Consider the following 12,243-nt stretch of genomic DNA (forward strand, 5'->3'; position numbering starts at 1 on the left):
TTGGCTGCCCCATAACCGGGCTGCATGGCTCGGGGACTAGGCGACCTGCGCAGTCAGGCCATCCTGGCGGATCGGCAGGCTGAAGCTGACCGTGGTGCCTTCGCCTGGGGCCGAGTCCAGCTCCAGCGAGCCCTCGTGCAGCTCGACCAGGCTCTTGGTCAGGGCCAGGCCCAGGCCCGTGCCCTGGGTGGTCTTGGAATGCTGGCTCTCGACCTGCTCGAACGGCTGGGCGAGGCGGGCCAGGTCCTCGCGGCTGATGCCGATGCCGGTGTCGGTGACCGAGACCCGGATGCGCTCGCCCAGCACGTCGCGGCGCGGCTCGGCCCGGACGGTGACGCGGCCGCCGCGCGGGGTGAACTTGATGGCGTTGGAGAGGAGGTTGAGCAGCACCTGCTTGATGGCCCGGTAGTCCCCCTCGACCTCCGGCAGGTGCGGGAACTCGATACCCAGTTCCAGGCCCGCCGCCTCGGCCCGGTTGCGCACCAGCCGGACGGCGTCCTCGGTGACGTCCTCCAGGCTCATCGGCTCGAACTTGAGGTTCATCTTGCCGGCCTCGATCTTCGACATGTCGAGGATGTCGTTGATCAGGGCCAAGAGGTGCTGGCCGCTGTTGTGGATGTCGGTGGCGTATTCCTTGTACCGGGCGTCGCCCATCGGCCCGTACATCTCCGCCACCATGATCTCGGAGAAGCCGTTGATGGCGTTGAGCGGCGTGCGCAGTTCGTGGCTCATGTTGGCCAGGAATTCGCTCTTGGCCCGGTTGGCGCCCTCGGCCCGGACCTTCTCGGCCTCGTACTTGCGGGCCAGTTCGGCCAGCTGTTCCTGGCTGCGTTCGAGGCCGGCGACGGCGTTCTGCAGCTGCTCCTCGTTGAGGCGGCGGGCCTCCTCCTGCAGCTTCACCGCCGTGATGTCGGCGGCGGTCATCACCAGGCCGCCCTCGGCGGTGCGCCGCTCGCTGATCTGCACCCAGCGGCCGTCGTTCAGCTCGGCCTCGCGCTCGCCCTTGTTCCCGTGCGGCGAGGGATGCTCCTGCTTGATGGCCAGCTGGGCGAAGCGGTTGACCTGGTCGCGGGCGGCGCCGGGCTTGAGGAGGCGCGGCTCGAGGTTGAAGGTCGAGCGGTAGTTGCGGTTGCACAGCAGCAGCCGGCCGTTGCGGTCCCACAGGACGAAGGCCTCCGAGACGCTCTCGATGGCGTCGCGCAGACGGTTCTCCGCCGCCTGGGCGCGGGCCTGGGCGATACGCTCCTCGGTGACGTCCAGGGCAACGCCGATGATGCGGCTGTGCTCCTGGGCGGCCGGGCCGCCGGCCCCCTGGCCGCGGGCGTCGATCCACAGCGAGCGGCGGCCCTCGCTGCCCGGCACCCGGAAGGAGACGTCGAAGGCGCCGTAGGTGGCGGCGTGGGCCAGGGCCTGGCGGACCCGCTCGCGGTGGTCGGGGGCGACGCGTTCGAGCACCTCCTGGCCGCTGACCACGCCGGCCCCGCCCCAGCCGAACATCACCCCGGTGACCTCCGACATGAACACCCGGTCGTTCTCCAGGTCCCATTCCCAAATGCCGCAGCGCGCCGCCTCGACGGCCAGGCGGAAGCGCTCCTCACTGGCCACCATGGCCTGTTGGGCGGCCTGGGTGCGGCGGCCCTGCATCAGCAGGAGAAGGGCCAGGGCGATGCCGACGGCCAGCGGCACCAGCAGCGAGACCAGGCCATCCATGCGCTCGGCGTCGACGGTCATGATGCCGTCGACCCTGTCGGCGGCGACGGCCAGAAGCCCGCCGTCGCCGATCGGCCGCACCGCCACGTCCAGCGGCTTGCCGTCGGACAGCTGGCCGCGCAGCAGCACGTCGGTGCGCAGCTCCTTCACCTGCAGGCCGAAGCCGTCCTTCAGGGTCGGCGCCCCGGCGGCTCCGGGGCCGACGGCGGCGAGGACGCGGCCATCGAGGAAGGCCAGGGCGGAGGTTCGGGTCAGGCCGGCTCCGGCCACCTTGGCCGGGTCGGAGGCGACGAGCAGCCAGGCCCTGCCGCCGGGCGTGGCCTGGGCCCGGCCGACATAGATGCGATTGCGGTCGCCCGGGGCCGAGCCGGTCCATGTCGCCGCGCCGGAAGCCTCGGCGGCGCGGGCGGCGCCCTTGAAGTCGGGGGTGGTGAGGGCGCCGGCCGAGGACAGCACGACGTCGTCCTGGACGACGGCGACGGCGCCGGCCGTCGGGCCGGCGATGCGCAGGGCCAGCTCACTGGCTTCGATGGGGGTGTCGGGCGCGCGGCGCAGAACCTCGGCGCCGGCGGCGAGGCCGGCCTGCTGGGTCGACAGCGCCCCCTCGACGCGGCCGGCCAGCAGGGCGGCGATGGCGGCGGGACCGACCTGGGCCGGGGTGCTGGTCCAGCCGTTGGCCAGCTTCTGGACGCCAAAGGCGGTGTAGACGGCCAGCATCAGCAGGGCGGCCAGGATGGCGACGCGCATCAGGGGCTGGGAGCGGCCACGCGGCGAGGTCGCCGCGAAGGCGGGGTCCCCCGATCCTGCCCTTTGCCCGCGTGCCAAGCCCAAAAATCCCCAAACGCCGATTCACCCCAGAGGGGGTATGGTAGGCGCCGGGAGTCCTCGCGTTAAGGCCTGATCAACGCCTTGAGTCAGTTCGCCGCGATTCGTGACTCTGAGGACTCACGCCAGGGCTTTGGTGGCCAGTTCGAAGACGTTCTTCGACAGGCCCTCGACGGCCGCAATCCGTTGAAGTTGCTCGCGCATTTTGCCGCCTAGGTCCTCGCGGTAGCGTCGCCAGCCGCCCAGCGCCTCGACGAAGCGGGCGGCGGTCATCGGGTTCACCTTGTCGGTGGCGATGATCCAGTCGGCCAGGAAGCGGTAGCCGCTGCCATCCGGATCGTGGAAGCGCGCCGGGTTGAAGCTCGCGAAGGCGCCGACCAGGGCCCGCAGGCGGTTGGGGTTCTTAGGATCGAAGTCGGGGTGGGTCGTCAGCCCCATGACCCGGCCCAGCGCCAGCTCCGACGGATCGCGCGCCTGGGCGGCGAACCATTTGTCGATGACCAGCGGCTCATGCTTCCAGTGGGCGTGGAAGGCCGACAGGGCGGCGTCGGCCGGCTCGCCGCCCAGGGCGATCAGGGCGCTGAGACCGCCGATGGCGTCGGTCATGTTGTCGGCGGCGCCGTAGTGGGCGCGGGCCCGGGCGATGACGGCCTCGGACGGCTGGGCGGTCAGCAGGTCCAGGGCGGCGTTGCGCAGGGCCCGCCGGCCGGCGGCCTCGGCGTCGGCCGAGAAGGCGCCGGCATGGGCCAGGGCGTCGTGCAGGTGGATCAGGCGGTCGGCCAGAACCTCGGCCAGCCTGCCGCGCAGGGCGCCCCGGGCCTCGTGGATGGCGGACGGGTCGGCCGGCTGCATCTCCATGGCCAGGTCCTGTTCGCTGGGGAGCGACAGCAGCAGGGCCTTGAAGGCGTGGTTGGCGGCCTGGTCGTCGAGGGCCCGGCCGAGCGCCTCGGCGAACTTGGTCTCGCCGGCCGGGTCGGGCTCGCCCTTGGCGCGGGTCAGCATCAGCCGCGTGGCCAGCCGCTGGCCCGATTCCCAGCGGTTGAACTGGTCGCTGTCGGCGGCCAGCAGGACGTAGTCGTGGTCGGCCGGGGCGTCGGTCTCCAGCTTCACCGGAGCCGAGAAGCCGCGCAGGGCCGACAGCACCGGCGTCCGCTTGATGCCCTCAAGGGTGACGGTGGTCTCGGCGCCGTCGAGCACCAGGATCTGGGTCTCGGCCTGAACGCGGCCGTCCTCGTCCAGCAGGCCCAGCGCCACCGGCAGGGGCAGGGCGGTCTTGGTCGGCTGGCCGGGGGTCGGGGCGGTGACCTGTTTGAGGGTCAGCTCCAGCTTGCCCGTCGCGGCGTCGTACTTGCGATTGATGGTGACCTTCGGCGTGCCGGCCTGCTCGTACCAGCCGAAGAAGGCGTCCAGGTTCCTGCCCGTGGCATCGGCGAAACACTGGATGAAGGCCTCGACTGTCGTCGCCTCGCCGTCGTGGCGGTCGAAGTAGAGGTCCATGCCGGCCTTGAACCCCTCGTCGCCGAGCAGGGCCTTGAGCATGCGAATGACCTCGCTGCCCTTCTCGTAGATGGTCGCCGTGTAGAAGTTGTCGATCTTCAGGTAGCTGCTGGGCCGCACCGGATGGGCCAGCGGGCCGGCGTCTTCCGGGAACTGCCGGGCCCGCAGGGCCTTGACGTCCTTGATCCGCTGCACGGCCGCGCCGCGCATGTCGGCGCTGAATTCCTGGTCTCGGAAGACGGTCAGGCCTTCCTTCAGGCACAGCTGGAACCAGTCGCGGCAGGTGATGCGGTCGCCGGTCCAGTTGTGGAAATACTCGTGGGCGACGACGCTCTCGATGCGCTCGTAGTCCATGTCGGTGGCGGTCGCCGCGTCGGCCAGCAGCAGCGAGGAGTTGAAGATGTTCAGCCCCTTGTTCTCCATGGCCCCGAAGTTGAAGTCGCGCACGGCGACGATCATGAAGAGGTCGAGGTCGTACTCCCTGCCAAACACCTCCTCATCCCATTTCATCGCCCGCTTGAGGCTGTCGAGGGCGTATTCGGCGCGGGACGCCATTCCCGGATCGACGAACACCTTCAGGGCGACGTCGCGCCCGCTCATGGTGGTGAAGCTGTCCTCGAGGACGTCGAGCTCACCCGCGACCATGGCGAACAGGTAGCAGGGCTTGGGGAAGGGATCCTCCCAGACGGCGAAATGGCGCGCGCCCAGGGTTCCGCTGTCCATCAGGTTGCCGTTGGCCAGCAGGTGGTGGAAGCCGCTGTCAGCCTCCATCCGCACGGTGTAGCGCGACAGCACGTCGGGCCGATCGAGGAACCAGGTGATCCGCCGAAAGCCCTCGGCCTCGCACTGGGTGCAGAACCGGCCCCCGGACATGTAGAGGCCCATCAGCACGGTGTTGCCGGCCGGATCGATCTCGACCTCGGTCTCCAAGGTGAAGGCCTCGGGCAGGCCCGTCAGGGTCAGGGTCTCGGGGCTCTCGTCGAAGGCGTGATCCTGGCCGTCGACCTTGACGCTGAGGGTCTTCAGCCCCTCGCCGTCGAGCACCAGCGTATCGGCCTCGCCGTTGCGCCGAACGCTGAGCGTCGCCTTCACCCGCGTCGCCGAGGGCTGCAGGTCGAAGTCCAGATGGACCGTGTCGATCAGATGGCTGGGCGGGGTGTAGTCGGATAGCCGGACCGGCTGGGGCGTTTCGGTGCGCATGGAAGGGATGTAGCGCTTCGGCCGCGGGGCGGCCACCTCGCCGCAGCCAATTGGAGGCAAATTGGCATCGGTTGATTGCCGTCGGTAAGGAATTTCCTTACATTGTCAGCATGATCACCAGCAAACTGACCGCCAAGGCCCAGACGACCATTCCGCAGCCCGTCCGGTCTGCTCTGGGTCTGAGCAATGGCGACGAGGTCGCCTATCAGATCGACGGCGATCGAGTGATTCTGACGCGCGCTCGCCGGTATGAGGTTGAGGGCGTCGCAGACGATCCGTTCGGCGCCTTTGACGAATGGGACTCCCACGCAGACCGGATCGCCTATGGCGACCTTTGAACCCGGCGACCTGATCAAGGTCCCGTTTCCCTATACCGACCGACCTGTTCGACAACGCCGGCCGGCGCTTGTCGTCGCGGCGGGGGACATGGCGGGCCGTCAGGGATTGCTATGGGTGGTGATGGTGACCAGCGCCTCCCATCGGCGATGGTCGGGCGATGTCGAGATCACGGATCACACGGTCTGCGGACTGCCAGCGCCGTCCATTGTTCGGCCTGCCAAGATCGCGACGATCGAAGTTCGCGACGCGACAGCCTTGGGCCGACTGCCGCCGGAATTGCGCGACGCCGCGTTGGACGAAGTCGCCAAACGGATCGGGCGCTAGGCGACCGCCGAACCCTCTTCGTCGGCCCGGTCACCCGGCGAAGGGACCTCGGCGATGAACCGCTCGATCGCCGCCGCCTGCTGGGCCAGTTCCAGGACGGCCGGCGGGGCGTCTTCCGGGTTCTCGGCGACCAGGGCCATCAGCTCCTTGGCGATGGCCTGGTAGCGCGGGGCGCTGGCGATCAGCCTCGCTTGGCGTTCGATCCGGTGCGGATCGCGGTCGTATTCGGCGCCCGGCGTGCGCCAGCCGCCCCAGTCGTTGGGGTCGGTGACGACGATGGGATAGGTGCCGGGATAGGGATGGTGGGCGCAGTCGGCCGGTTGCTGCCACTTGTTCTTCGCCCGCAGCAGCCGCCAGCGTTCGCCCTGGTCGTCGGCGTCGACCACCTGGTCTTCGGGTTTCAGTTCATGGGCGAAGAACTCGCGGCCGAGCCCCACGTCGTAGGTGACCCGCACCGGTTCATCGAAACCCTTGGCCCAGATGGCCACGATCTTCTCGACGTTGGCCCAGGCCCCGACGGCCTCGACCCACACCCGCTGGTTCTTCTGGAAGACCGTTTTGGCCATGATCCCGCCGTCGTTCTGAACTGACCGGCCATAAAAACCTGAAATCGTTGACGCCAAGTCAATCTTCCCCCGGCCGCAAAGGCGCGTATCTTGCCGCTCGACAGAAGGCGCACGGACGAGCGCCCGGGAGGATGCAGTGAATTTCGACTATTCCGACGACCAGAAGTTCCTCAAGGGCGAGGCGCGCAAGTTCCTCGAGGCCCGCTCGCCGACCAGCGCGGTGCGGGTGGTGCTGAACGACGATGCGGTCTCCTACGACAAGGCCCTGTGGGCTGGCGTGGCCGAGCAGGGCTGGCTGGGCGCGGCGATCCCCGAGGAATTCGGCGGCCTGGGCCTGGGCCATGTCGAGCTCTGCGCCATCGCCGAGGAACTGGGCCGCTCACTGGCCCCGATCCCCTTCGCCTCGACGGTCTACTTCGTGGCCGAGACCATCCTGCTGGCCGGCAATGACGAGCAGAAGCGCTGGCTGCTGCCTAAGATCGCCGCCGGCGAGATCATCGGCTGCTTCGCCAGCTCCGAAGGCCCCGGCCTGGTCAATGCCAGCAACCTCAGCTGCAGCGTTTCGGGCGGTAAGCTGTCGGGCGTGAAAATCCCGGTGACCGACGGCGACATCGCCGACGTCGCCATCGTGCTGGCGGCCGAGGGCGGCCGGCCCAGCCTGTTCCTCGTCGACCTGAACGGCGAGGGCGTCACCCGCGAGACCCTCAAGTCGCTCGACCCGACCCGCTCGGTCGCCAAGATCACCTTCAAGGACGCGCCGGCCAAGGCCGTCGGGGCGGCCGGCGAAGGCCTGTCGATCGCCGAGCAGGTGTTCGACCGCGCCGCCGTGCTGCTGGCCTTCGAGCAGGTCGGCGGGGCAGACCGCTGCCTGGAGATGGCCAAGGAATACGCGCTGGAACGCTACGCCTTCGGTCGCGTCATCGGCAGCTACCAGGCCATCAAGCACAAGCTGGCCGACATGTACGTCAAGAACGAGGTGGCCCGTTCCAACTGCTACTACGGGGCCTGGGCGCTGAACACGAGCGCCGCCGAACTGCCGGCCGCCGCCAGCGCGGCGCGCATCGCCGCCAGCGAGGCCTACTGGTTCGCCTCCAAGGAAAACATCCAGACCCACGGCGGCATGGGCTTCACCTGGGAAGTGGACTGCCACCTCTTCTACCGCCGCTCGCGCCAGCTGGCCCTGGTGGCCCACGGCCCAAAGGTCTGGAAAGAACGGCTGGTCAGCCAGCTCGAACGCAGGAACGCCGCGTAAGCGCGGGAGGAAAAGATCATGGATTTCAACGACTCTCCCGAAGAAGCCGCCTACCGCGAAAAAGCCCGTGCCTGGCTCGAAGAGAACGCCGCCGCCCACAAGTCGACCTCGGCCAACGGCCGCCGGCCCAACAGCCCGGAGCACATGGCCGCCGCCAAGGCTTGGCAGGCCAAGAAGGCCGAGGCCGGCTACGCCTGCATCACCTGGCCCAAGGAGTGGGGCGGGGGCGGCGGCACGCCGATCCAGTCGGTCATCTTCGGCCAGGAAGAGGGCAAGGTCGGCGTCAACTACGGCTACTTCACCATCGGCCTCGGCATGTGCGTGCCGACCGTCATGGCCTTCGCCGACGCCGAGACCAAGACCCGCTTCGTCGGCCCCGCCATGAAGGGCGAGGAGATCTGGTGCCAGCTGTTCAGCGAACCGGCCGGTGGCTCCGACGTGGCGGCCAGCCGCACCCGGGCCATCAAGGACGGCGACGAGTGGGTGATCAACGGCCAGAAGGTCTGGACCACCGGCGCCCAGTACAGCGACTACGGCATCCTGCTGGTCCGCACCGACCCCGACGTGCCCAAGCACAAGGGCATGACCATGTTCTGGATCGACATGCGCGATCCGGCCGTCGAGGTGCGTCCGATCCACCAGGCCTCGGGCGGCAGCGAGTTCAACGAGGTCTACTTCACCGACCTGCGGGTCAAGGACAGCCAGCGGCTGGGTGAAGTCGGCGCCGGCTGGAAGGTGGCCCTGGTCACGCTGATGAACGAGCGGCTGGCGGTCGGCGGCTCCTCGGGCCCCGACTACAAGACGATCATGGAGCTGGCCCGCGCCACCAACGGCACCGGCGGGGCGGCGATCAAGGACGGCGCCTTCCGCGAGAAGCTGGCCGACTGGTATGTCGCCGCCGAGGGGCTGAAGCTGACCCGCTTCCGCACCATGACGGCCCTCAGCAAGGGCCAGACGCCGGGCCCGGAAAGCTCGATCGGCAAGATCATCGCCGCCAACCAGATGCAGGAGATGAGCAACTACGGGGTCGAGATGGAGGACCAGTACGGCATCCTCAGCGACCCGTCGGAAGCGCCGCTGCAGGCCGCCTTCCAGCAGTCCCTGCTGTGGGCGCCGGGCCTGCGCATCGCCGGCGGCACCGACGAGATTCTCAAGAACATCATCGCCGAGCGGGTCCTGGGCCTGCCGGGTGACATCCGCCTCGACAAGGACGTGGCGTTCAAGGACGTGCCGACGGGTCGGTAGGCCCAAAGAACTCTCCAGTGGCGATCAAGTAGGCAGTCCGACATCCCCGCGGTGTCTGGCTGCACTTTTTGATTGTGGTTGGCCTCCGCTCCCTTCAAGTATGCAGAGGGATAGGGGGGCAGAACATGTCTTGGCTTGACGACCTCAAGGAAAAGGTCGGCGAACTCGTTCAGGACGGCGTCATGAGCTGCAAAGCGGCCGCCGCTGATGTTAACCGGGATGCCGCCGGACAAAGTCTTGCGGAGTGGCGCACGAAGCACGTGGCTCTCGCAGTCGCCGCGGCGGGCGGCAACCTCATCGGGGGGCCCATCGCCTTCGCCGCCTTGGCCATCGAGATTCCGGCCCTTCTGAACATCATGAGCCGGGCAGCCATGGGGATCGGGACAATCACCATCGGCGCCTGCTCGGACGACGACTATCCTGCAATTCTGGCGGTCTGGGCCGGGGCCGTGGACTTGAATGATGATCTTCTGAGCGGTCTTCGTAGTCAGCTGTCGGGAAGCGCCGGGGCCTTGGCCGGTTCTCAAGCGGGCACGACGCTGGCGTCGACAATCGCAGGGCCAGCCGGGGCGAAACTGGCGGCAAAGGCGACTGCAGCCCTGAATGCGCAGATGCTCAGCGCGGGAATGGCCGCGATTATTGGCAAGAAGCTGATGATCAAGGGCGGGACAAAGTTGATAGCGGCCAAGATTGCAGCGAAGGTCGTTGCAAGCGTTCCGACACGAATTGTGCCAATTCTCGGCGCGGCTGTGGCAGGCACGATCAATGCCTGGTTCCTGAATAGCCTGATGGACGCGGCCCAAAGATACTACGGCGTCGTGGCGGATCTCGCCCCGGCGACTTGAGGCTCATCGGCCGCTGAACCGACGTGTTTGAGCCACGTCAGGCCGCCGCCTGGATCACCTCAACCTCGCTCCAGCCGCCGCGGGCCGGGGCGCTGGCGGCGACGACGCCGGCGAACTGGTGGTCGCGGGTCAGGACGATGAGGCTCTGACGATCAGCGTCGGCCAGGCGGGCAATGATGTCCATGACGTCCTCGTCCTCATAGCACCAGTCGATGTGGTGGCTCATCACCGCGAACACCGGGCTGTCGGCGTTGAGGCCGCGCGCCAGGCCGTAGTCGACCAGGTCGCGCTCATTCACCGTGCCGATCAGCCGGCCCTCATGGGCGACGGGCAGCTGGTCGAGCCTGGCCTGGGCCAGGGCGGCGGCGGCTTCGCGCAGCGTGTGGCTGTGGGTCAGGGGTTCGGAAACGGGGGTCATCAGGTCGGCGACGAGCATACGAATTCGTTCTCCGGCTTGGGGGCCCAGCGGGACGGTAACCGCCCGGGCGGAGAATTGTTCCACCAAACGGGTCAACCGCGCTCGATCGTGTGCCCGTTCTCGCCCCTGGCCCGGGTCAGGTTGAAGGCGGCGTTGATCAGGCCGATGTGGCTGAAGGCCTGCGGGAAGTTGCCGACCTGGCGCCCCGCGACCGGATCGTACTCCTCGGCGAGCAGGCCCAGGTCGTTGCGGATCGACAGCAGGCGCTCGAACAGCGCCTCGGCGTCGTCCAGCCGGCCGATGGCGACATAGGCGTCGACCAGCCAGAAGGTGCAGACCAGGAAGGCGCCCTCGGTGGTGTTGAGGCCGTCGTCGATCTCGCCGGTGTCATAGCGGTGGACGAAGCCGTGGCGCAGCAGGTCGCGCTCGATGGCCTCGACGGTGCCGATGTAGCGCGGGTCGGACGCTTCGACGAAGCCCAGTTCGGCCAGCAGCAGCAGGGAAGCGTCGACCGACTGGCTGCCGTAGGAACGGACGAAGCTGTTCCGCATGGCGTCGAAGCCGTTGGCCAGGATGTCCTCGCGGATCTCCTCGCGGACGGCGCGGTAGGCTTCGGCGTCGCCCGGCAGGCCGTAGTGCTCGACCGCCTGCACGGCGCGGTCGAGGGTGACCCAGGCCATGACCTTGCTGAAGGTGTAGTGCTTGCGCTCGGAGCGGTCCTCCCAGATGCCGTCGTCGGGGGTGCGCCAGACGCGGCAGACATGGTCGGTCAGGGCCCGTTCGACGCTCCAGGCGGCCTCGTTGCCGGTCAGGCCGCCGCGCCGGGCCTGGTGCAGGCTGTCGGCCAGCTCGCCGTAGACATCGAGCTGGAACTGGGTGGAGGCGGCGTTGCCGATCCGCACCGGGGTGCTGCCCTCGTAGCCGGGCAGCCAGGTCGCCTCCCACTCGTTGAGGCGGCGTTCGCCGGCCACGCCATACATGATCTGCATGTCGGCCGGACTGCCGGCCACGGCGCGCAACAGCCAGTCGCGCCAAGCCTGGGCTTCCTCGTAGTAGCCGGCGTTCATCAGGGCCAGCAGGGTGAGGGTGGCGTCGCGGATCCAGCAGTAGCGGTAGTCCCAGTTGCGGGGCCCGCCGATCTTCTCCGGCAGGGAGGTGGTGGCCGCCGCCACCACGCCGCCGGTCGGGGCGTGGGTCAGGGCCTTCAGGGTGATCAGCGAGCGCATCACCGCCTCGGACCAGGGGCCCTCGATGGCCGCCTGGTGGGTCCAGTGCCGCCAGAAGGCCTCGGTGTCGGCCAGGGCCTTGCGGGGGCTGGTGGCGTCCGGGAGCGGCTCGTGGCTGGGGGCCCAGGTCAGGGTGAAGGGGGTGGTCTCGCCCTGCGAGACGGTGAAGTCCGATTGCAGCAGCCAGCCGTCGCCGGTCATACCGACGGGGGTGCGCAGGATGACCATGTCGGGCCCGGCGATGGCCCGGTGGGCGCCGCCGTCGGTGCGGGCCATCCAGGGGGTGACCGCGCCGTAGCCGAAGCGCAGGGCCAGATCGAGCTTGAAGGCGACCTGGCCGGCGTCGCCGCGCACCATGCGGATCAGTTCCGGACGGCCGTTACGGCGGGCCATGAAGTCGATGATGGTGGCGCGGCCGGTGGTGGTCTCGAAGGTGGTTTCGAGGATCAGGGTGTCGGGACGGTAGCGGCGGCTGACCTTGTAGTCATCGAGGGCCGGCCAGATGCGCCAGCAGCCGTTGTTGCGGGTGCCCAGCAGGGCGGCGAAGCAGGCGTCGCTGTCGAACCTGGGCCAGCACAGCCAGTCGACCGACCCGTTGAGGCCGACGAGGGCGCAGGATTCGCGGTCCCCGATGAGGGCGTAGTCCTCGATGCGCTGCGTCATGCTGGGGAGGGGCCGTCCAGGTGGTCTGAGGGAGTGGAACGAGTCAGGTAGCCGACGGTTGCGCCGCCGCCAACGGAAGTTTGAGAGGCCGCACGACCGCCCCCCTGCCCGGACCCGCGGGCCCTGTCGCCCT

General features: G+C 68.7%; 10 protein-coding genes. 5 read left to right on the forward strand and 5 right to left on the reverse strand.

The window, feature by feature from the left end; genetic code table 11:
- Positions 1-36: 36 nt before the first annotated feature.
- Together AC1RSK_RS05640 and pepN are read right to left on the reverse strand one after the other, a co-directional pair.
- Complete coding sequence (locus tag AC1RSK_RS05640; RefSeq protein WP_492906315.1) at positions 37-2,457, reverse strand: sensor histidine kinase; 2,421 nt, start codon at positions 2,455-2,457, stop codon at positions 37-39.
- Between the two features lie 198 nt (positions 2,458-2,655).
- Positions 2,656-5,232: an aminopeptidase N gene (gene pepN / locus AC1RSK_RS05645; protein WP_492906317.1), complete on the reverse strand. Its 2,577-nt coding sequence runs from the start codon at positions 5,230-5,232 to the stop codon at positions 2,656-2,658.
- A gap of 110 nt (positions 5,233-5,342) precedes the next feature.
- On the opposite strand from pepN, the gene AC1RSK_RS05650 reads away from it, so the two are divergent.
- Both AC1RSK_RS05650 and AC1RSK_RS05655 read left to right on the forward strand, forming a co-directional pair.
- Positions 5,343-5,570 (forward strand): AbrB/MazE/SpoVT family DNA-binding domain-containing protein, encoded by a 228-nt coding sequence (locus tag AC1RSK_RS05650; RefSeq protein WP_492906318.1) that lies wholly within the window; start codon positions 5,343-5,345, stop codon positions 5,568-5,570.
- Positions 5,557-5,895 (forward strand): type II toxin-antitoxin system PemK/MazF family toxin, encoded by a 339-nt coding sequence (locus tag AC1RSK_RS05655; RefSeq protein WP_492906320.1) that lies wholly within the window; start codon positions 5,557-5,559, stop codon positions 5,893-5,895. The genes AC1RSK_RS05650 and AC1RSK_RS05655 overlap by 14 nt, the downstream gene beginning before the upstream one ends.
- On the opposite strand, the gene AC1RSK_RS05660 is transcribed toward AC1RSK_RS05655, so the two are convergent.
- On the reverse strand, positions 5,892-6,461 hold the full coding sequence (locus AC1RSK_RS05660) for a hypothetical protein (RefSeq protein WP_492906322.1): 570 nt from the start codon (positions 6,459-6,461) through the stop codon (positions 5,892-5,894). The genes AC1RSK_RS05655 and AC1RSK_RS05660 overlap by 4 nt on opposite strands.
- A gap of 136 nt (positions 6,462-6,597) precedes the next feature.
- On the opposite strand from AC1RSK_RS05660, the gene AC1RSK_RS05665 reads away from it, so the two are divergent.
- The 3 genes from AC1RSK_RS05665 (at position 6,598) to AC1RSK_RS05675 (ending at position 9,803) form a co-directional block, all read left to right on the forward strand.
- Positions 6,598-7,713: an acyl-CoA dehydrogenase family protein gene (locus tag AC1RSK_RS05665; RefSeq protein WP_492906324.1), complete on the forward strand. Its 1,116-nt coding sequence runs from the start codon at positions 6,598-6,600 to the stop codon at positions 7,711-7,713.
- 18 nt (positions 7,714-7,731) lie between these two features.
- Positions 7,732-8,958: an acyl-CoA dehydrogenase family protein gene (locus AC1RSK_RS05670; RefSeq protein ID WP_492906325.1), complete on the forward strand. Its 1,227-nt coding sequence runs from the start codon at positions 7,732-7,734 to the stop codon at positions 8,956-8,958.
- 125 nt (positions 8,959-9,083) lie between these two features.
- Positions 9,084-9,803, forward strand: a complete 720-nt coding sequence (locus AC1RSK_RS05675) for a hypothetical protein (protein WP_492906327.1) — start codon at positions 9,084-9,086, stop codon at positions 9,801-9,803.
- Positions 9,804-9,840: 37 nt separating this feature from the next.
- On the opposite strand, the gene AC1RSK_RS05680 is transcribed toward AC1RSK_RS05675, so the two are convergent.
- A complete protein-coding gene (locus AC1RSK_RS05680; RefSeq protein WP_492906329.1) occupies positions 9,841-10,239 on the reverse strand; it encodes a CBS domain-containing protein in 399 nt (132 codons plus the stop codon).
- Between the two features lie 74 nt (positions 10,240-10,313).
- Positions 10,314-12,110: a glycoside hydrolase family 15 protein gene (locus AC1RSK_RS05685; protein WP_492906331.1), complete on the reverse strand. Its 1,797-nt coding sequence runs from the start codon at positions 12,108-12,110 to the stop codon at positions 10,314-10,316.
- Positions 12,111-12,243 lie beyond the last annotated feature (133 nt).

This window comes from Caulobacter sp. GW821-FHT11A05 (assembly GCF_058809015.1).